Genomic DNA, 19539 nt, shown 5'->3' with positions numbered 1-19539 from the left:
CCGACCGATCTGAAGCCGTCAGCGTGCCCTCTCCCACACCTCGGGGCCACCGCCGTGCCACTCGATCAAGGGCGACTCGGCGACGTCCACCTCGTCCACGCCCTCCAGCCCGGCGTGCTGCAGGAAGACCGTCAAGTCATGCAGCGAATAGGCGGTGCCGAGGATCTCACCGTCCGCGCGCACGCGCCGGCCGCCGCTCTCGCTCGGCGGGTACACGATCACTCGACGCTCGGCCATGGCTCCAGCCTCGCCCCCGGGGGCCGGGCCCGCATGCCGGGCTACTCCGCGCACAGCCCCGGGCCCTGGCGCCCCGGCGTGTCGAGCGGGCCGCCGGGGGCACTGGGAGACGATGGGGTTTCCTCGGACAGCCGGGCCGGGGCCGGAGAGGCAGGGGCCGCATGGAGCAGGGGGTCACACCGGAGGGAGTCGGTGACGGGACCGGGGCGGCCGCGTCCGGCGTCGGACACGCGCCCCGGCGAAGCGGCGCCGTCGACACGCGACGGCGCATTCCCCGCACCGACACCCTGCTGAGCGATCCGCACCTTGCGGAGGCCGTGGGCGGCTGGGGCCCCGCGTGGTGAAGGCGGCCGTGCGGCAGGCGCAGGAGCAGGCACGCGACGGCAGCATCGCGCCGGAGCGGGTGCGGGACGCGGCCCTCGCCCTGCTCCCGGGCACGGCGAGCGGGCTGCGGCCGGTGATCAACGCCACCGGAGTGGTGCTGCACACCAACCTCGGCCGGGCGTCCCTGTCGGACGCGGCCCGGCAGGCGGTGCTGGAGGCCGCCGGGCCCACGGACGTCGAATTGGATCTGCACACCGGCGTCCGGGCCCGCCGCGGGCGCACGGCTCTGAAGGCGCTGTGCGACCGGGTGCCCTCCGCCGGCGCGGCGCACGTCGTCAACAACGGAGCCGCCGCGCTGGTCCTGGTCGCGACCGCGCTCGCCGCCGGAAAGGAGATCGTGATCAGCCGGGGGGAGATGGTGGAGATCGGCGACGGTTTCCGACTGCCGGACCTCCTGGTCTCCACCGGGGCCCGGCTCCGAGAGGTGGGCACCACCAACCGCACGACCGCCGCGGACTACGCCGCCGCGATCGGGCCGGAGACGGGATTCGTACTGAAGGTCCACCCCTCCAACTTCCGCGTCACCGGGTTCACCCGCGCCGCCGATGCCGGCGAACTGGCGCCGCTGGGCGTCCCGGTCGTCTCCGACATCGGCTCCGGGCTGCTCGCCCCCCACCCGCTGCTGCCCGAGGAACCCGACGCCGAGACCCAGTTGCGGTCAGGCGCCTCACTTGTCACCGCGAGCGGCGACAAACTGCTCGGCGGCCCGCAGTGCGGCCTGCTCCTCGGCGACGGGGAGTTGGTCCGCACCGTCTCCCGGCACCCCCTGGCCCGCGCCCTGCGCGTGGACAAGCTGACCCTGGCCGCCCTGGAAGCCACGCTCACCGGACCGCGGACCCCGACCGCCGCCGCCCTGGCCGCCGACCCCGAACAGCTGATGGCCCGCGCCGAGGAGCTCGCCAAGGCGCTGAGCGCCGACGGCATCGACGTACACGCCGTCGACAGCGCGGCGACCGTGGGAGGCGGCGGCGCGCGCGGGGTGACGCTGCCCAGCGCCGCCCTGTCACTGCCCGAGTCCTGCGCCGCCTCGCTGCGCACCGGCGCCGTTCCCGTCGTCGGGCGTCTGGAGGCGGGGCGCTGTCTGCTCGACCTGCGGACGGTGCCGCCGAAGGACGACGAGCGGCTGGCCGGGGCCGTGCGGTCGGCGGCGGGGAGGTAGGCGCCATGCGGGTGCTGGCCACCGCCGGGCACGTCGACCACGGCAAGTCCGCCCTGGTGCGGGCGCTGACCGGGATGGAACCCGACCGCTTCGAGGAGGAGCGGCGCAGGGGGCTCACCCTCGACCTCGGTTTCGTGTGGACCCGGCTGGGGACGGACGGGGAGCATCTGGCCTTCGTCGACGTGCCGGGACACGAACGGTTCGTCGCCACCATGCTGGCCGGAGTCGGACCCGTGCCCGCCGTGCTGTTCGTCGTGGCGGCCGACCAGGGCTGGCAACCCCAGTCCCAGGAACACCTGGCGATCCTCGACGCCCTCGGCGTACGGCACGCCGTGCTCGCGGTGACCCGCAGCGACCTGGCGGACCCCGAGCCCGTGCGCGCCGACGCCGTGGAGCGCCTGGCCGCCACCTCGCTCGGCGCGGTGCCGTCGGTGGCGGTCAGCGCGGTGACCGGCGCCGGACTGGACGAACTGCGTGCGGAACTGGCCCGGTCGGCGCGGTCGCTGCCGGTGCCGCCCGCGGACGCGGACGTGCGCCTGTGGCTGGACCGCGCCTTCACCGTACGCGGCCACGGCACCGTGGTGACCGGCACGCTCGGCGCGGGCACCCTGCGCGTCGGCGACCGGCTGGTGACGGGCGACGGCTCCACCCTGCTGAAGGTGCGCGGGCTGCAGTGCCTGCACGAGGACCGGTCCGCCGTCAGCGGCGTGGCGCGGGTGGCGGTCAACGTGCACGGCTCCGTGGACGGTGCCCTGCGGCGGGGGCAGGTGCTGCTGACACCGGACCGCTGGCTGCTCACCGACCTCGTGGACGTGCGTGTCACCGGCGAACCGGTCGCCGACCTGCCTCGCACGGTCACCGTCCACATCGGTACGGCCGCCGTCCCTGCGACGGTCCGCCCACTGGGGGAGGACACCGCGCGGCTGACCCTGAACCGGGCCCTGCCCCTGCGTGTCGGGGACCGGGCCGTGCTGCGGGAGCCGGGAGGGCAGCGCATGCCGCGCGGGGTGACCGTGCTCGACGTACGCCCGCCGCGACTGGCCCGGCGGGGTGCGGGACGTACACGGGCGGCCGAACTGGCGGCCATGACCGGCCGCCCGGACGGTGCCGCGGAGCTGCGGCGCCGACGGCTCGTCCGTCGCTCGGAGCTGTCGGCGATGGGGGTGCCGCCGCCCACCGCGCCCATCGCCGGGGAATGGCTGGTCGACGAGACCCACTGGGCGGCACTGCGGGAGCGCCTGGCCGCCGAGGTGAAGCGGTACGCCGAGGAGCACCCGCTGGAACCGGGCCTGCCGACCGAGGCGGCCCGGCGCCTGCTCGGCCTGCCCGACCGGGCGTTGGTGGACGCGCTCGCCGAGACACCGGGCCAGGCCCGGCTGCTGCGCCGGCAAGGCCGGTTGTACGGTCCCGACAGCCTCCGGCCGACACTGCCACCGCCCCTCCAGGCCGCCGTCGACGCCGTACGGCGCGAGCTGACGCGGACGCCGTTCCGCGCACCGGAGGCCGACCGCCTGAAGGAACTCGGGCTCACCCGCAAGGCGGTGGCCGCCGCGGTCTCGGCGGGCGCGCTGCTGGCGGTGGCCGACGGCATCGTGCTGCTCCCGGGAGCGGACGCCCGGGCCGCCGACGTCCTGCGCCGGCTGCCCCAGCCGTTCACACTCAGCGAGGCCCGCCGGGCCCTGGACACCACGCGCAGGGTGGCCGTGCCGCTCCTGGAACTGCTGGACGCGCAGGGACACACCGAGCGGGTGGACGACCAGCGCCGGCGCTGCCGGCCCGAGCCGGGCAGCGGAGGCGGACGGGAATCGAACCCGCCTGCCCGAGATCCTCGGACACCTCGGTTTTGAAGACCGGGAGGGCCACCAGGCACCCACACGCCTCCACCGCTCGCCAGGCTAGTGCCCCAGGAGACAGGTATGACACCGACCCGCCAAGAGACCGTCCGCCTCACGCAGTTCGCCCATGGCGGCGGCTGCGCCTGCAAGATCCCGCCCGGAGAGCTGGAGGAGGTGGTCGCCGGGCTGACCGTGCCGCCGCTCGCCGGGGGCGACACCCCGCTGCTGGTCGGCCTCGCCACCGGCGACGACGCGGCCGTGGTCACCCACCGGGGGACGGCGATCGTCTGCACCGCCGACTTCTTCACCCCGGTCGTGGACGACCCCTACGACTGGGGGCGCATCGCCGCCGCCAACGCCCTGTCCGACGTGTACGCGATGGGCGGCCGGCCTGTGCTGGCCGTGAACCTGCTGGCGTGGCCGCGCGACCGGCTCCCGTTCGACCTGGCCCGCGAGGTGCTGCGCGGTGGACTGGACGTCGCCACCGAGGCGGACTGCCACGTAGGCGGCGGGCACAGCGTGGACGACCCGGAACCGAAGTACGGCATGGCCGTCACCGGTGTCGCCGACCCCGAGCGGCTGCTGCGCAACGACGCCGGCCGGCCGGGACTGGCCCTGTCGCTGACCAAGCCCCTGGGCATCGGTGTGCTCAACAACCGGCACAAGGCCACCGGCGAACGGTTCGAGCAGGCCGTCGCCACGATGGCCGCCCTCAACCGGGACGCATCCCGTGCCGCGCTCGCGGCCGGAGTCACCTGTGCCACCGACGTCACCGGCTTCGGCCTCCTCGGCCATCTGCACAAGCTGGGCCGCGCCTCCGGCGTCACCGCCGTGGTCGACACCGCCGCCGTGCCTTACCTGGACGGCGCCCGGGAAGCCGTACGGGACGGTTACGTCAGCGGCGGCACCCGGCGCAACCTCGAATGGGTCACCCCGCACACCGACTTCGGGGACACGGACGCCGACACCCGCCTGCTGCTGGCCGACGCGCAGACCTCCGGCGGCCTGCTCGTCGCCGGGGAGGTACCCGGCGCGCCCGTGATCGGGGAACTCGTGCCGCGCGGCTCGCACTCGGTGGTACTGAAGTGAGCTCCGCGACGGTGGTTCAGACCTCCGTACCGGTCTGGTCGTCGATGCCGGCCCGGGCCCGGTAGGCGCGCACCAGCTCGACGGCCGCGGGGCCCCTGGGACGGCGGCCGGGCCGGATGTCGACGGCGAAGGCCTTCGTCTCCTGGATATGGGTGTTGGGGTCGAGGGACATGTGCACCAGCTCGTTGGCCGCGTCGCCCGTGGTGTAGCCGTTCGGCCCCCAGTGGTAGGGCAGACCGACCTGGTGCAGGGTGCGGCCGTGCACGGTCAGCGGCGGCACCCGGTCGGTCACCAGCACCCGCGCCTCGATGACGTTCCGGGCGCTGACGATCGTCGCCCAGCCGGTGTGCTCCAGGCCGCGCTCGGCAGCGAGTTCGGGCGACACCTCGCAGAAGAACTCCGGCTGCAACTCGGCCAGGTAGGGCTGCCAGCGGGACATGCCGCCCGCGGTGTGGTGCTCGGTGAGCCGGTAGGTGGTGGCGACGTACGGGAACACCTCCGTGCCCGGCTCGTCGCCGCTGGGCTGGTAGCGGTTGTCCGGGTGCGTCGGCATCAACTGCCGTACGGGATTGCGCTGCTGGGGGTACAGCAGGTTGGTGAAGGGCGAGTCCTGCGGCTCGTAGTGCGTGGGAAGCGGCCCGTCGGTGAGCCCGGAGGGCACGAACAGCCAGGCCTTGCCGTCGGCCTGCATGATGAACGCGTCGGTGCCCGACAGCGCCTCGGCGCCCGTGGCGTCCGGCGGGGGCTGGTGATGAGGGGACTTGTTGTTCGCGAAGTCGGGGATGTCGTGGCCCACCCACAGCGCCTTGTCCTCGTCCCACCACACCAGTGCCTTGCGCTCGCTCCACGGCTTGCCGTCCGGGTCGGCGGAGGCCCGGTTGTACAGGATGCGGCGGTTGGCCGGCCAGGCCCAGCCCCACTCGTTCGCCACCCAGTTCTGCTGCTTGCCCGGCTTGCGGCGGGCCGCCTGGTTCACGCCGTCGGCGTAGACCCCGCAGTAGATCCAGCAGCCGCAGGCGGTGGAGCCGTCGTCGTTGAGTTGTTCGTAGGAGGCCAGCGGTTCGCCCTCGGCGTCGTAGCCGTTGATCTCCGCGAGGACCGCCTCCGCCTCGGGCTCGGCGTTCTCGCCCTTGGTGGGGTAGTCCCAGGTCAGGTCCAGCACCGGGCGGTCCATCCCGTCGGCCGACCCGGCGAGCTTCTCCCGGATGATGCGGCCGAGGTGGTAGGTGAACCACAGGTCGCTGCGCGCCTCGCCGGGCGGTTCGACGGCCTGGTGGTGCCACTGCAGCAGACGCTGGGTGTTGGTGAAGGTGCCGTCCTTCTCGGTGTGCGCCGCGGCGGGAAGGAAGAACACCTCGGTGCGGATGTCCTCCGTGCGCAGCTCACCCGTCTCGATCTCGGGGCCGTCCTTCCACCAGGTGGCCGACTCGATGAGGGAGAAGTCGCGTACGACGAGCCAGTCGAGGTTGGCCATGCCGAGGCGCTGCATCTTGGAGTTCGCCGAGCCGACCGCCGGGTTCTCACCCATCAGGAAATAGCCCTTGCAGGTTCCCTCCAGCTGGGCCATCACCGTCTCGTAGGTCGAGTGGGAGCCCGTCAGGCGCGGCAGGTAGTCGAAGCAGAAGTCGTTGTCCGGTGTCGCGGCCTCGCCCCAGTACGCCTTGAGCAGGCTCACCAGGTACGAGCGCATGTTGCCCCAGTAGCCCTTGTGCGCCGCCTCCGCCTCGATGAAGGCGTCGAGGTCCTGGTTGTGGTGCGCGTGCGGCATCGGGATGTAGCCGGGCAGCAGGTTAAACAGGGTGGGGATGTCGGTCGAACCCTGGATGGAGGCGTGTCCGCGCAGGGCGAGGATGCCTCCGCCCGGACGGCCGATGTTGCCGAGCAGGCTCTGCAGCACGGCGGCCGCGCGGATGTACTGGACACCGACGGTGTGCTGCGTCCAGCCGACCGCGTAGGCGAAGGCGGTGGTCCGCTCGCGTCCGGAGTTCTCCGACACGAGTTCGCACACCTGGCGGAACAGGTCCTGCGGCACCCCGCAGATCCGCTCGACCATCTCCGGGGTGTAGCGGGCGTAGTGGCGCTTGAGCACCTGGAAGACACAGCGCGGGTGGGTCAGTGTCTCGTCGCGCTCGGGCTCGCCCTCCGGGATCGCGGCGCCACCCGAACCGTGGGCCTCACCGCGCGCCGCCTCCGACACCGAGCGGCCGCCACGGGTGCGCTCCTCGTACTCCTGGTCACGTTCGCCCGAGGCCGCCTGGATCTCCGTGCCCTCGTACTGCCAGCTGCTGTTGTCGTAGCTGCGGCTGTCGTAGCTGCGGCTGTCGGCGTCCAGACCCGAGAAGACGCCGTCGAGGTCCTCGGTGTCCCGGAAGTCCTCCCGCAGCACCACCGGCGCGTTGGTGTACGCCACGATGTAGTCGCGGAAGTACTTCTCGTTGCTCAGGACGTAGTTGACGATCCCGCCCAGGAAGGCGATGTCCGAACCCGCGCGCAGCGGCACATGGAGGTCGGCCAGCGCGCTGGTGCGGGTGAACCGCGGGTCGACGTGGATCACCTTCGCTCCGCGGGCCTTGGCCTCCATCACCCACTGGAACCCGACCGGATGGCACTCGGCCATGTTCGAGCCCTGGATGACGATGCAGTCGGAGTTCTGCAGGTCCTGCTGGAAGGTGGTCGCGCCGCCGCGGCCGAACGAGGTTCCCAGACTGGGAACGGTGGAGGAGTGTCAAACACGCGCCTGGTTCTCGATCTGAATCGCTCCCAGGGCGGTGAAAAGCTTCTTGATCAGGTAGTTCTCTTCGTTGTCGAGGGTCGCCCCGCCGAGGCTCGCGATGCCGAGCGTGCGCCGGGTGCGGTTCCCGTCGACCTCCCACTCCCAGCCGGCCCGGCGCGCCGCGATCACCCGGTCGGCGATCATGTCCATCGCCGTGTCGAGGTCGAGACGCTCCCACTCGGTGCCGTAGGGGCGCCGGTACAGGACGTGGTGCTCGCGCGCGTCGCCGGTGGTCAGCTGGAGGCTCGCGGCGCCCTTGGGGCACAGACGGCCGCGGGAGACGGGGGAGTCGGGGTCGCCCTCGATCTGCGTGACCCGCTCGTCCTCGACGTAGACGTTCTGGCCGCAGCCCACGGCGCAGTACGGGCACACCGACTTGACCACCCGGTCGGCGGTGGCGACCCGGGGCGTGAGCCGCGCGCTGGTCCCGCTCTTGGCCGCGGCCCCGCGGCCCAGCGGGTCGGTTCCCTTGAGCTGGCGGTAGACCGGCCAGGAGTCGATCCATGTGCGCACGCCCATGTCTGCTACTCCTCCCGTTCGGTTCCTCGTCGTGCGGCCTCCCAGGCGCGTACGACGCCGGACCCGAGACGTTCCCGGTCCTCCTGCGGCAGATTCTCCCGCAGGCGGGCGAACACGGCATCCTCGAAGGCCACGTGCCGGCGCAGTCGGTCCACCAGTTGCTCGACCAGTTCGTCGAACTCCTCGGTGTCAGGTGAGGCTTCGCTCAGGGCCGCCAGGATGCCGGCCCCCTCCCGCTCCTGCCGGAGTCCCTGGTCCGCCAGATGGTCCCCGTCCTCGAGGACGTCCCGTACGGCCGGCCAGAGGTGGCGCTGCTCGGCCGGCTCATGACCCTGCAACGCCTCGGTGATCAGGCCGACGAGGGACCCCCTGCGCGACCGCTGGGTCTTCGAGCCGCCCTTCTTGGCGCCCGGCAGAGCCTGTACCTGCTTCAGCAGGGCCGTCACCCGGTCGTGGTCGCGCGTCAGCACCGTGGTCAGCTCGTGCACCTCACCGGGGGCCCGCTCACCCTCCGGGCGGAGATCCCGCTGCTCGGCGGCCCGCCGCATCTGGCCGTCCGCAGCGGCGCGGTGCTCGACCCACCGGTGCACCGATTCCTTGCCGGTGGGGTTCTCGGACGGCGGGTCGGACAGGTGCTGGGTGGACTCCCGGGGCATACCCGGACGGTGCTGCTCCGCGGTGGTGAGGGTGCCGCCGCCGTCCGCGGGCAGCCCCGTCGCGATCAGGAAGGCCTGCCCCGCGGGTATGCCGAGCCGCCGGCCGGCCTCCTCGTAGTCGAGACCGTCCGAGAGCAGGTCCAACACCTGGCTCCGGGTGGGCATGCCGTCCATCTCCTTCCGGCCCGGCTGGTCCTGGGTACCCGCGACGCGGCCGGCGAAACGGTCGCACTGCAGGGGCGTCGAACCGTCAGCGACCGCGGGCGTCCAGCCGTTCCCGTTGCGGTACGACCGTGTACTTGGGGTCCTCGGCGGACACCACCCCGGCATGGAACACGGCGAACCGCAGCGCCGCCGAGCCGGCCAGCAGTGCCGCGCCGGCCGTCGCCGGCAGACGGCGGCCCTCGCGGCCCGGACGCCGGCCCGCGAGGGCCGCCAGTGCGGCGCCGCCCGCCGTGAGCGCCTCCGCGGCGCGCAGCAGCGTACGGGGCCTGCCCTGCTCGTACGGTTCCGCCGCCAGGCCCGTGCGCCGCTTCATCAGCTGGAAGGCGCCCAGCTCCAGGGCGGCACCCAGCACCGCCATACGGCGCGCGGGCCCCGCCTGCGCCGCCGGGGCGCCGACCAGGCCCAGTCCGGCCGCCGCGCTCGCGGCGGATCCCGCGAACACGAACGGCATCTCACGGTAGCCCTCGTGCCAGGTGGGCACCGCCGTGTCGGAGATCAGCACGGCGGTGTAGGTGGCGACCGCCGGTCCCACGACGGCCGCGCCCGCCGTGGCGGCGGCCCCGGCCATGCGGTAGCGGCCCGCCACGTCGGCGGCAGCGGCGGCCACCGTCAGCGGCGCGTAACCGGCGAGCAGCCAGGAGCCGACGCTCATCGGTGAGGTCGGCTTGAGGACGCGGAGCATGTTGACGAAACGGGCCGGGCGCCCCAGGTCGTGCACGAGCGCGGCCAGCGAGAGCGAGATCGCACTTGCGGCGCCCAGCTTCGCGGTACGGGCCAGTACCGGCCGCCCGGTGGCCTGGCCCCCGGCGGCGAGCAGCGACGACGCGCCCGCGAGGCCGCCGAGGTAGAGGTAGCCCGCGATGTCGAGGGGTTTCCAGACCGGCTTGTTGAGGATCGGTTTGCCGTAGTACGAGGAGAACCGCGCCTCGGGCACCATGGACCGCTCGCCGCGACCGCGGCGTCGCCGTCGGCGTCCGGTGTGCGCGCCGGTGAGGGCCTCGCGTTCGGGGCGAGCCTCCTCCACGCCGTCGCGGGTGACGTCGGAGCCGGTCATCGCGGCCTCCTGGCGAAGCTGACGGCGGCCAGCGCCGCGAGGGATGCGGCGGCCACCGCCGCGTGCCGCCACATCGAGGGCAGGTCCCGGGTGGTGACGACCGGGTCGGGCGGCAGACCGTAGACCTCCGGCTCGTCCAGCAGCAGGAAGAACGCGCCGTCACCGCCGACACCGTCCTCGGGGTTCTCGCCGTACAGGCGGGCATCGGTGACGCCGGCGGCGTGGAGCCGGGCGACCCGGGCGGCGGCGCGTTCGCGCAGCTCGTCGAGCGGGCCGAACTGGATGGAGTCGGTGGGGCAGGACTTGGCGCACGCCGGTTCCATCCCGACGCCGAGCCGGTCGTAGCACAGGGTGCACTTCCACACCCGCCCGTCGTGGGGACGCTGGTCGATGACGCCGTACGGGCAGGCGGGCACGCAGTACCCGCAGCCGTTGCAGATGTCCTCCTGGACCACCACCGTGCCGAACTCCGTCCGGAACAGCGATCCGGTCGGGCACACGTCGAGACAGGCGGCGTGCGTGCAGTGCTTGCAGACGTCCGAGGACATCAGCCAGCGGAGTTCGGTGCGTCCGTCCGGGGACACGGGCGAGATCTCCCCGGCCGGTGCGCCGACGGGTGCGGAGCCGGGCGTGGGGGCCGTGGCTCCCGGGCCCGGGGAGGAGGCGGAGGTGCCGAGGCTCCGGGCGGCGTCGAAGACGTCCACGTCCTGGTGACCGGTGCCGGGCTCCTGACCGCCCAGCGGTTTGCGCTGCTCGATGAACGCCACGTGCCGCCAGGTGTCCGCGCCCAGCCCCTGGGTGTTGTCGTAGGACATGCCGGTCAGTTCCAGGCCGTCCTCGGGTACGGAGTTCCACTCCTTGCACGCCACCTCGCACGCCTTGCAGCCGATGCACACGGAGGTGTCCGTGAAGAAACCCATGCGCGGCGGGGTGTCGGTGTACCCGGCCGCCTTCGCCACGTCGGGTTGCGGACCGAAGAGCAGGTTGGCGCGCACTGCTTCCTCGCCTGCCCCGCCGGCCGCCGCGGCGCTGCCACGTGTCATGCCCCCAACCTCCTCGGCCTGTGGTCGTCGGCACCCGTCGACTCGGCGCTCACTCGCTGTTCGAGCCTGGCACGAGTCCCCCGGGCGCGCTCGCCGGAAACGCTCTCGGGGACTCCGTTTCGGCGGCGTCGCGTGGGTGGGCGGCGGGTGCCGCGCGGTAGAAAGGGCGTATGCCGCAGCGTGAGAGCCCCGGGCGGGCCGGGGACGACGTCGATGCGGTGACCCGCGCCGTCATGACCGCGTCCCGGCTGCTGATGGGAATCTCCGCCCGTTCCCTCGCGCAGGTCGAGGAGCCGGTGACCCTCCCGCAGTTCCGGATGCTGGTGGTGCTGTCCACCCGCGGGACCACCAAACTGGTCACCCTGGCCGACCTGCTGCAGGTGGCCCCCTCCACCGCCATGCGCATGGTCGACCGGCTCATCGCGGCCGGGCTCGCCGACCGGCAGACGAACCCCGACGACCGGCGCGAGACCCTGCTGCGGCTCACCGAGGACGGCAGGCGGACGGTGGAGGACGTCACCGCGCGGCGCCGTTCCGAGATCGCCGCGATCGTCGAAAGGCTCGCGCCGGAGCGTCGGGCGGCGCTCATCGAGGCCCTCGCCGCCTTCAACGAGGCGGGCGGAGCGCCGCCGGCACCCGCGGAGGACGAGACGGAGCCGCACCCGCTCGCGTGACGGCCCGTTCCCCCGGCGCCGCGCGGGCGGAGGTCAGTTGGCCGACGGACTGGGCGTGGGGGAGGCCGTGTTGACGTTCAGGTCCGGGCGCGGAGTGAGGACGACCATCGGCTCTCCGGGCTGGGGCGCCGGAGGGGTGAGCTGGTCCTTGGGGAGCTTGGGCGGGGTGGTCTGCTGGAAGTTGGCCTGCTCGAAGTTGACCGTGCCCGTCTTCTCCATCATGGTCAGGTGGTCCAGGACGGTGTCGTTGGCCAGGTCGGCGAGCTGACGCACCAGCGTGTTCTTGGTGGTGGCACGGATCTTGGCGATCACCGGGAAGATCTGGCCGTGGGTCACACGCATGATGTTCGCGGCGGTGGAGTCGAACTCCTTGCCGTTGGCCGCATCCGCGGTCGCCACGAACTGCTGCTGTTGCGGTGTCGCCCGGTTGGGCAGGGCGATGCCCAGTTCCGGGGCGATCTTGCGGCACATCTCGTCGAGTCCGGCGTGCCCGACGATCAGGTGCTTGCCGGCTTCCCGCATCTCCGGCGACGAGCCCTTCTTCAGCGAGATCTCGCCCAGGGGGTACTCCCACAGCCCCGCGGAACGCACCTTGACCACGAAGTCGCGGTCGGCCTCGGTCAGCGGGCCGTACCGGGTGTTGGCGATGATCCGGTCCGGAGAGCTGGACGTGGTCTGGACCCCGAGCATGGCGGGGTAGGCGAGAGCGGTGAGAGTCAGGCCCAGCGCCCCGGCCACGAAGAGGGTTCCTGCGATGTTGCGGGATATGGGCATGCTGCCTCCATGCGCGAGCGGCTTGTACAGCAGGAGGTACGTAGGCGCCAGCCGCATCGATCATTGCTTTGGGAAAAACTTGTTCAGCCTCCTGTGTCGTGCGTCACAGGAGGAGGTGTGCGGGGGGCTCACCGTGTCAGGGCGCACAGGGCCGTGATCAGGCCTGTGATGCCGAGGAGCGCGCAGGCGCACGCCGCGTGGGCCTTGAACAGAGCGCGCCGCAGTGCGGTGTACCGGGCCTCGTACTCGTCCCGCAGCTCCCGGGCGCGCCGGGCGATGACGGCCAGCGTCTGACGGGTGATGTCGAGACGCTGGGTGACGTAGTGGCGTACCAGGTCCTCGGCCTGTGCGGTCGTCAGCCAGGGGAGCCGGGCGCACAGGGCCTCGGCCTCGCGGTGCGCCCTGTCGTACTCGGCGTGGGCGAGCAGGTAACCCTCGACTTCGGCGGCGAGCGCGGGGCCCTCGGCGTGCGGTGCCCCGTCGTCCGGTGCCGCGCTCACCGCCGGGGCTCCTGGTGTCCCGGTGCCTTGAGCACGTCGCGCTTGCCGGTGTAGGTCGCGTAGTCGACCTCGGCCAGGTCGGGGTGGTGGAGGTCGAAGGCGGGGGACTCGGAGCGGATCCGGGGCAGGGTGGTGAAGTTGTGGCGCGGCGGTGGGCAGGAGGTCGCCCACTCCAGCGAGCGGCCGTAACCCCAGGGGTCGTCGACCTGGACGCGCTCGCCGTACTGCGCGGTCCTCCACACGTTGTACAGGAACGGCAGGGTGGACAGGCCCAGCAGGAAGGCGCCGATGCTGGAGACGGTGTTCAGCCAGGTGAAGCCGTCGGCGGCCAGGTAGTCGGCGTAGCGGCGGGGCATGCCCTCGGCGCCGAGCCAGTGCTGGACCAGGAACGTGGTGTGGAAGCCGACGAACAGCGTCCAGAAGTGGATGTACTCCAGGCGGTGGTTGAGCATGGTGCCGGTCATCTTCGGCCACCAGAAGCTGAATCCGCCGAACATCGCGAACACGATGGTGCCGAAGAGCACGTAGTGGAAGTGCGCGATGACGAAGTAGCTGTCGGTGACTTCCCAGTCGAGTGGCGGCGAGCCCAGGATCACGCCGGTCAGCCCGCCGAAGAGGAAGGTGACGAGGAAGCCGGCCGCCCACAGCATCGGCGGCTCGAAGGACAGCGAGCCCTTCCACATGGTGCCGATCCAGTTGAAGAACTTCACACCGGTCGGCACGGCGATGAGGTAGGTCAGCAAGGAGAAGAACGGCAGCAGCACGCCCCCGGTGGCGAACATGTGGTGGGCCCACACCGTGACCGAGAGGCCGGCGATCGAGATCGTCGCACCGACCAGGCCCATGTAGCCGAAGATCGGTTTGCGGGCGAAGACGGGGATGATCTCGGTGATCACGCCGAAGAACGGCAGGGCGAGGATGTAGACCTCGGGGTGCCCGAAGAACCAGAACAGGTGCTGCCACAGGAGCGACCCGCCGTTGGCCGGATCGAAGACATGGGCGCCGAAGCGGCGGTCGGCTTCCAACGCGAAGAGGGCGGCGGCCAGCACGGGGAAGGCGAACAGGACCAGGACCGAGGTCAGCAGCACGTTCCAGGTGAAGATCGGCATCCGGAAGATCGTCATGCCGGGAGCGCGCATGCACACGATCGTGGTGAGGAAGTTGACCGCACCCAGGATGGTCCCGAACCCCGCCAGCGCCAGCCCCATGATCCACAGGTCGGCACCGAGCTGGACGGCGCGTTCGGGGCCGCTGAGCGGGGTGTAGGCCGTCCACCCGAAGTCCGCCGCCCCGTTGGGGGTGAGGAAGCTGCTCATCACGATCAGCGCGCCGAACAGGAACAGCCAGTACGACAGCATGTTCAGCCGCGGGAAGGCCACGTCGGGCGAGCCGATCTGGAGTGGCATGACCGCGTTGGCGAAGCCGGCGAAGGTCGGTGTGGCGAACAGCAGCAGCATGATCGTGCCGTGCATCGTGAACAGCTGGTTGTACTGCTCCTTGGACACGATCTGCAGGCCCGGGCGCGCCAGCTCCGCCCGGATCAGCAGCGCCATCACCCCGCCGATCAGGAAGAAGGCGAACGACGTGATCAGATACAGATGCCCGATCTTCTTGTGATCCGTCGTCGTCAGCCAGGACACCACCACGCGCCCCGGGTGGCGACGCCCCTCGGCCGGTACGAAGGTGGCCGGCTCCGTCTGTGCGGTCATCGCAACAACTCCAGATACGGGAAAAAGCCGCGAATGGGAATTACGCGGTCAAAGATCCCGTAACGGCGCTTGCTGCGCACGCGCATGCGGCTGAATGGCTCGTCGTGTCGGACCACCGCCCAGTGGCGGGTGCATGCCACCTGACCTATCCTCACGAGCAGGACGACGTGAGGTGCCGGCGGGTGCCCGGCGGAGCGCACGAGGCAGACCATGGGAGTCGTGGCCCGCGTGGACGCGTACCAGCGGCGCCACCGCTGGGCGGGGCTGCCGCTCGCCGTGGTGTACAAGTTCTACGACGACCAGGCGACCTATCTCGCCGCGGTCCTCACCTACTACTCGTTCCTGTCGCTGTTCCCGCTGCTGCTGATCCTCGTCTCCGTCCTCGGCACCCTGCTCAGCGGCAACCCCCAGCTGCGGGAACGTGTGCTGAACTCCGCGCTCGGCGAGTTCCCCGTCATCGGCGACCAGCTCGGCGAGAACATCCACTCCTTCCACGGCAGCGGCGTCGCCCTCGTGGTGGGCGTCCTGGGCAGTCTGTACGGCGCCCTGGGCGTGGCGCAGGCCGCGCAGCACGCGCTGAACAAGATCTGGGCCGTGCCGCGGCACGCGCGCCCCGATCCGTTCCGGTCACGTCTGAGGGGCCTGCTGTTCCTGTCGATCCTCGCGCTCGGGCTGTGCCTGACCACGGGGCTGTCCGTCGCGGAGTCGCGGGCGAGCGTGTTCGGCGCCCGGCTGGAGACCGGCGTCAGAGTCGCCGCCGCGGCCGCGGCCATCGTCCTCAATGCGGCTCTGCTGCTGCTCGTCTACCGGACGCTGATCCGGCGCCGGCTGCCGCTGCGCCGTCTGTTCGGCGCCGTCCTCGGGGGCGCCTTCGCCTGGCAGCTGCTGCAGTGGGGCGGTTCGTACTACGTCAGCAAGGTGCTGCGCGGCGCCACGGCCACCTACGGCCTGTTCGGCATCGTCCTCGGTCTGCTGGCCTGGCTCTACCTCGGGGCACTGATCTTCCTCATGACGGCCGAGGTCAGCGTGGTCCGGATCATGCGGCTGTGGCCGCGCAGCCTGTTGACCCCGTTCACCGACCGGGTGCAGCTCACTCCGGCCGACCGGCGGGCCTACCAGTCGTACGCGGCCACCGAGGCCTTCAAGGGCTTCCAGAAGATCAGGGTCCGCTTCGGTTCGCCCCCGCGCCCGCCCTCCGGCGGCCCCCCCGAGGAAGAGGGCTGATCACCGGGTGGCCACCATGCAGGACGGCGTGTCGTGTCCGTGACACGACACGCCGCGGTGATGCCATCCGCTCGTCTCAGTGAGGGGCGCGGCGGGCGAAGCGGACGGTCAGGCCCATGGCCGCCAGCCCCAGGACAGCCGTGACGGCGCCGATCCAGCAGTTGTTCCAGACGATGCCGGCCCGCGCGCCGTGCGCGGCGGTGACCACCCAGGGCGAGATGATGAGCCACGCGCCGAGCGGGGCGACCACCCACGCCAGGCGGAGCATCCGTTCCGGAGCCAGGGCCGCGCAGAACCCGATGAGGCCGACGGCGATGCCGACGATCAGGTTGTTGACGGCGATGAACGGGGTGCCCGAGAAGTGCACGACCCAGGGCGAGATCGCCGCGTAGAGACCCGCCAACAGGACCAGTCCGCCCAGAGCGACGGCCGACCCGCTGGACGCGGTGCGTTCCAGCCGTTCCCGCATCTCCGCCAGGTCGGGATGCGTGGTCATGCCGGTGGTGTGCTGCGCCATTGCTGTCGCCTCCTTTGAATAGGGGCGTTCTTTGCCTCATGCAATAGTTTACTCCGTTTTGGTGGTTATGTAAGATCTTGCGGCGTTATCTGGGGGTTATTGCACCTATGGCGTGAGGGTGGCCGCGTCGCCGTGCTGTTTACGCCGCGCCCGGGAGGGTCACTCATCGTGGCGGCAGAGGTGCGCGGCGAGGGAGCGGACATGGCGTTGGTGGCGGATTTCGTGTTGCAGCGGCTGCGCGAATGGGGTGTCGGGCGGATCTACGGCTATCCGGGTGACGGGATCAACGGACTGCTCGGAGCCTTCGACCGGGCCAAGGGCAGCCCGGAGTTGATCCAGGTCAGGCATGAGGAGATGGCCGCGTTCATGGCGTGCGCCCATGCCAAGTTCACCGGTGAGGTCGGCTGTTGCACGGCCACCTCAGGTCCCGGCGCGGTGCACCTGCTCAATGGGTTGTACGACGCCAAGCTGGACCACCAGCCGGTGGTCGCGGTGGTGGGTCAGCAGAAGCGGCTCTGTCTCGGCTCGCACTACCAGCAGGAGATCGCTCTGGAGCAGCTGTTCGCGGACGTCTCCGAGTACTGCCAGATGGTCGTGGAGCCGGCGCAGGCGCGGCACGTCATCGACCGGGCGTTCAAGACGGCGCTGACCACCCGGGGTGTGGCCACGATCATCATTCCTGAGGACGTGCAGGAGGCGGACGCCCAGCCCTCGCCGCCCAAGATGCACGGCGCCGTCTTCTCCAGCGTGGGCTGGAGCCGCCCCCGGGTGCTGCCCGACGAGGGCGAGCTGCGCAAGGCGGCCGACGTCCTGAACTCCGGCAGCAAGGTCGCCATGATCATCGGTCAGGGTGCGGCCCACGCCGAGAGCGAAGTCGTCGAGACGGCCGAACTGCTGGGCGCGGGGGTCGCCAAGGCGCTGCTGGGCCGCGAGGTGCTGCCGGACGACCTGCCGTTCGTCACCGGCCCCATCGGTCTGCTCGGCAGCAAGGCCAGCGACAACATGATCCAGGGCTGCGACACCCTGCTGATGGTCGGCACCAGCTTCCCGTACGCCGAATGGCTGCCCGACGAGGGCCAGGCCCGCGGTGTCGAGATCGACATCGACGGGCGGATGATCGGCATCCGCTACCCGATGGAGGCCCACCTCGTCGGGGACTCCAAGGAGACGCTCAAGGCCCTCCTGCCGCTGCTCAGGCGCAAGGAGGACCGACGCTGGCGGCAGCAGGTCGAGAAGGATGTCGCCGAGTGGAGCGCGGTCTGCGAGAAGTGGTCCGACCAGCACTTCGGCGGGAAGATCAACCCCCAGGCCGTCGCGGCCGAGCTGTCGCCCCGGCTGCCCGACAACTGCATCCTGACGGCCGACTCGGGCTCGGGGACGAACTGGTGGGCGCGTCATCTGAAGCTGCGCAAGGGGATGCAGGCGTCCCTGTCGGGCACGCTGGCCACGATGGGGCCGGGGACGCCGTACGCGATCGCCGCGCGGTTCGCCTATCCGGACCGGCCGGTGATCGCGTTCGTCGGCGACGGCGCGTTCCAGATGAACGGCATGAACGAGATGATCACCATCAAGCGGTACCTGGACCGGTTGTCCGGGCCCGCGCCGTTCGTCTTCTGCGTGTTCAACAACCAGGACCTCAACCAGGTCACCTGGGAGCAGCGGGCCATGGCCGGGGACCCCAAGTTCCCGGGCTCGCAGTACATCCCGGACGTCCCGTACGCGAAGTACGCCGAACTCCTCGGTCTGAAGGGCGTCTACTGCGACAAGCCGAAGAAGGTCGGCGCCGCCTGGGACGAGGCGCTCGCCAGCGACCGGCCGGTCGTGCTGGAGTTCAAGGTGGACCAGGAGATCGCCCCGATCCCGCCGCACATCATGACCGAGCAGGGGAAGAAGGCCGCCAAGGCCGCCGTGCACGACCCGGAGAGGGTGGGCATCGCCACCAAGGGCGTACGCCAGAAGCTCGCCGAGTACGCCGAGCGCCTTCCCGGACGCCACCATGGGGACTGACCCCGGGGCCGCCGGGTCCGCGGGCCCGGAGCCTGCCGAGTACCGCATCGACGCGGTCGACGTGCACGCTTTCGAGGTGCCCACGGACGGCCCGGACGGCAAGGAGCAGGACGGAACGCTGGACTGGGGCTCCACCACGGTCGTCCTGGTCCGGGTTCACGCCGGCGGGCGGACCGGGCTGGGGTACACCTACGGGGACGTGTCGGCCGCCTCGTTCCTCGAATCCAAGCTGGCGCCGGCGATCAAGGGCCAGGACGTCACCTCGCCGCCGGCCCTGTGGCAACGGATGGGCGTGCGGATCCGCAACGCCGGACGCCCGGGCGTCGGAGCCATGGCGGTGTCCGCCGTCGACGTGGCGCTGTGGGACCTCAAGGCGAGGCTGCTGGGGCTCCCCCTGGTCCGGCTGCTCCCGGCGTACCACGACCGCGTTCCCGTCTACGGCAGCGGCGGCTTCACCAACTACCCGCTGGACCGCCTCACCGACCAGCTCACCGGATGGGTGGACCAGGGCATCCCCCGCGTCAAGCTGAAGACCTCGCGGGACCCCGAGCGCGACCCGCTGCGGCTGACCACGGTGCGCAAGGCGGTCGGCGACGAGCCGGAGCTGTTCACCGACGCCAACGGGGCCCTCGGGCGCAAGGAGGCGCTCCACTGGGCGCGCCGCTTCCACGAAGAGTGGGACGTGCGCTGGTTCGAGGAACCCGTCAGCTCCGCCGACCTGGAAGGACTGCGCCTGCTGCGCGAGCGCGGCCCGGAGCGACTGGAGATCGCCGCGGGCGAGTACGCCTACACGATGCGGGACTTCGTCAACCTCGTGGAGCGTCCCGCCGTGGACTGCCTCCAGGCGGACGTCACCCGCTGCGGCGGCATCACCGGCGTCCTGGAGGTGGCCGGCCTCTCGGCGGCCCATGACCTCGACCTGTCGGCGCACTGCGCCCCGGCGGTGTCCGCGCACGCCTTCTGCGCCGTACGACGGCTGCGGCACCTGGAGTACTTCCACGATCACGTACGGGTCGAGGACCTGCTGTTCGACGGCACTCTGTCGCCGGTGGACGGCGCCCTGCGACCGGACACCGGCCGTCCGGGACTCGGGCTGGACGTCAAGTGGGCCGACGCCGAGCCGTACCGCGTGTACGGGGCGCGGCCGGCCTGACCAGACT

14 protein-coding genes, 1 tRNA gene and 2 pseudogenes are annotated in these 19539 nt (G+C 71.6%); 7 read left to right on the top strand and 10 right to left on the bottom strand.

Translation table 11 applies throughout. The features are described from left to right. Positions 1-18: 18 nt before the first annotated feature. The gene (locus N8I84_RS05315) at positions 19-237 is read right to left on the bottom strand and encodes a hypothetical protein (protein WP_263228451.1); all 219 of its coding nucleotides are present in this window, start codon (positions 235-237) and stop codon (positions 19-21) included. A gap of 161 nt (positions 238-398) precedes the next feature. Between N8I84_RS05315 and selA the strand changes: the two are divergent. Beyond that, positions 399-1780: pseudogene (gene selA / locus N8I84_RS05310) on the top strand (L-seryl-tRNA(Sec) selenium transferase). Positions 1781-1785: 5 nt separating this feature from the next. Beyond that, positions 1786-3534 (top strand): annotated as a pseudogene (selB, locus tag N8I84_RS05305) (selenocysteine-specific translation elongation factor); the annotation flags it as partial. Positions 3535-3568: 34 nt separating this feature from the next. Here the strand turns inward: selB and N8I84_RS05300 are convergent. Then, positions 3569-3662, bottom strand: a tRNA-Sec gene (locus tag N8I84_RS05300). Positions 3663-3696: 34 nt separating this feature from the next. Here N8I84_RS05300 and selD point away from each other — a divergent pair. Beyond that, entirely contained in the window at positions 3697-4704 is a 1008-nt protein-coding gene (gene selD, locus N8I84_RS05295) for a selenide, water dikinase SelD (RefSeq protein ID WP_263228450.1), read from the top strand. Positions 4705-4720: 16 nt separating this feature from the next. Here selD and fdh read toward each other — a convergent pair whose 3' ends face one another. From fdh to N8I84_RS05275, 4 genes are all read right to left on the bottom strand, one after another. Continuing rightward, complete coding sequence (gene fdh / locus N8I84_RS05290; protein WP_263228448.1) at positions 4721-7996, bottom strand: formate dehydrogenase; 3276 nt, start codon at positions 7994-7996, stop codon at positions 4721-4723. A 5-nt stretch (positions 7997-8001) separates the two neighbouring features. Further along, positions 8002-8817 carry a hemerythrin domain-containing protein gene (locus N8I84_RS05285; protein WP_263228447.1) on the bottom strand — a complete coding sequence of 272 codons (816 nt, stop codon included), beginning with the start codon at positions 8815-8817 and terminating at the stop codon, positions 8002-8004. An 85-nt stretch (positions 8818-8902) separates the two neighbouring features. Beyond that, positions 8903-9931 (bottom strand): NrfD/PsrC family molybdoenzyme membrane anchor subunit, encoded by a 1029-nt coding sequence (gene nrfD / locus N8I84_RS05280; protein WP_263228446.1) that lies wholly within the window; start codon positions 9929-9931, stop codon positions 8903-8905. Further along, on the bottom strand, positions 9928-10974 hold the full coding sequence (locus tag N8I84_RS05275) for a 4Fe-4S dicluster domain-containing protein (RefSeq protein ID WP_263228445.1): 1047 nt from the start codon (positions 10972-10974) through the stop codon (positions 9928-9930). Before N8I84_RS05275 ends, nrfD begins: the two co-directional genes overlap by 4 nt. Before the next feature lie 170 nt (positions 10975-11144). Between N8I84_RS05275 and N8I84_RS05270 the strand changes: the two genes are divergently transcribed. Continuing rightward, a complete protein-coding gene (locus tag N8I84_RS05270; RefSeq protein WP_263228444.1) occupies positions 11145-11648 on the top strand; it encodes a MarR family winged helix-turn-helix transcriptional regulator in 504 nt (167 codons plus the stop codon). A 33-nt stretch (positions 11649-11681) separates the two neighbouring features. On the opposite strand, the gene N8I84_RS05265 is transcribed toward N8I84_RS05270, so the two are convergent. The 3 genes from N8I84_RS05265 to ctaD form a co-directional block, all read right to left on the bottom strand. Then, positions 11682-12422, bottom strand: a complete 741-nt coding sequence (locus N8I84_RS05265; protein WP_263228443.1) for a DUF4142 domain-containing protein — start codon at positions 12420-12422, stop codon at positions 11682-11684. 128 nt (positions 12423-12550) lie between these two features. Further along, complete coding sequence (locus N8I84_RS05260; RefSeq protein ID WP_263228441.1) at positions 12551-12922, bottom strand: hypothetical protein; 372 nt, start codon at positions 12920-12922, stop codon at positions 12551-12553. Beyond that, positions 12919-14631: an aa3-type cytochrome oxidase subunit I gene (gene ctaD / locus N8I84_RS05255; protein WP_263228440.1), complete on the bottom strand. Its 1713-nt coding sequence runs from the start codon at positions 14629-14631 to the stop codon at positions 12919-12921. The genes N8I84_RS05260 and ctaD overlap by 4 nt, the downstream gene beginning before the upstream one ends. A 210-nt stretch (positions 14632-14841) precedes the next feature. Here ctaD and N8I84_RS05250 point away from each other — a divergent pair, with 210 nt between their 5' ends. After that, complete coding sequence (locus N8I84_RS05250; protein WP_263228438.1) at positions 14842-15855, top strand: YihY/virulence factor BrkB family protein; 1014 nt, start codon at positions 14842-14844, stop codon at positions 15853-15855. Between the two features lie 76 nt (positions 15856-15931). On the opposite strand, the gene N8I84_RS05245 is transcribed toward N8I84_RS05250, so the two are convergent. Beyond that, positions 15932-16372: an SPW repeat protein gene (locus tag N8I84_RS05245; protein WP_263228436.1), complete on the bottom strand. Its 441-nt coding sequence runs from the start codon at positions 16370-16372 to the stop codon at positions 15932-15934. Positions 16373-16573: 201 nt separating this feature from the next. On the opposite strand from N8I84_RS05245, the gene N8I84_RS05240 reads away from it, so the two are divergent. Both N8I84_RS05240 and N8I84_RS05235 read left to right on the top strand, forming a co-directional pair. Beyond that, the gene (locus N8I84_RS05240; protein ID WP_263234666.1) at positions 16574-18379 is read left to right on the top strand and encodes a thiamine pyrophosphate-requiring protein; all 1806 of its coding nucleotides are present in this window, start codon (positions 16574-16576) and stop codon (positions 18377-18379) included. Next, positions 18369-19532, top strand: a complete 1164-nt coding sequence (locus N8I84_RS05235; protein WP_263228435.1) for an enolase C-terminal domain-like protein — start codon at positions 18369-18371, stop codon at positions 19530-19532. The genes N8I84_RS05240 and N8I84_RS05235 overlap by 11 nt, the downstream gene beginning before the upstream one ends. Positions 19533-19539 lie beyond the last annotated feature (7 nt).

Source organism: Streptomyces cynarae, from assembly GCF_025642135.1.
Lineage (GTDB): Bacteria > Actinomycetota > Actinomycetes > Streptomycetales > Streptomycetaceae > Streptomyces > Streptomyces cynarae.
The sequence above is the reverse complement of the archived record's forward strand: the minus strand, read 5'-3'. Positions and strand labels throughout refer to the sequence as shown.

Coding starts and splice junctions, on each gene's coding strand:
- N8I84_RS05315 (WP_263228451.1), bottom strand. CDS start 237: ATGGCCGAGCGTCGAGTGATCGTGTACCCGCCGAGCGAGAGCGGCGGC.
- selD (WP_263228450.1), top strand. CDS start 3,697: ATGACACCGACCCGCCAAGAGACCGTCCGCCTCACGCAGTTCGCCCAT.
- N8I84_RS05285 (WP_263228447.1), bottom strand. CDS start 8,817: ATGCCCACCCGGAGCCAGGTGTTGGACCTGCTCTCGGACGGTCTCGAC.
- nrfD (WP_263228446.1), bottom strand. CDS start 9,931: ATGACCGGCTCCGACGTCACCCGCGACGGCGTGGAGGAGGCTCGCCCC.
- N8I84_RS05275 (WP_263228445.1), bottom strand. CDS start 10,974: ATGACACGTGGCAGCGCCGCGGCGGCCGGCGGGGCAGGCGAGGAAGCA.
- N8I84_RS05270 (WP_263228444.1), top strand. CDS start 11,145: ATGCCGCAGCGTGAGAGCCCCGGGCGGGCCGGGGACGACGTCGATGCG.
- N8I84_RS05265 (WP_263228443.1), bottom strand. CDS start 12,422: ATGCCCATATCCCGCAACATCGCAGGAACCCTCTTCGTGGCCGGGGCG.
- ctaD (WP_263228440.1), bottom strand. CDS start 14,631: ATGACCGCACAGACGGAGCCGGCCACCTTCGTACCGGCCGAGGGGCGT.
- N8I84_RS05250 (WP_263228438.1), top strand. CDS start 14,842: ATGGGAGTCGTGGCCCGCGTGGACGCGTACCAGCGGCGCCACCGCTGG.
- N8I84_RS05245 (WP_263228436.1), bottom strand. CDS start 16,372: ATGGCGCAGCACACCACCGGCATGACCACGCATCCCGACCTGGCGGAG.
- N8I84_RS05240 (WP_263234666.1), top strand. CDS start 16,574: ATGGCGTTGGTGGCGGATTTCGTGTTGCAGCGGCTGCGCGAATGGGGT.
- N8I84_RS05235 (WP_263228435.1), top strand. CDS start 18,369: ATGGGGACTGACCCCGGGGCCGCCGGGTCCGCGGGCCCGGAGCCTGCC.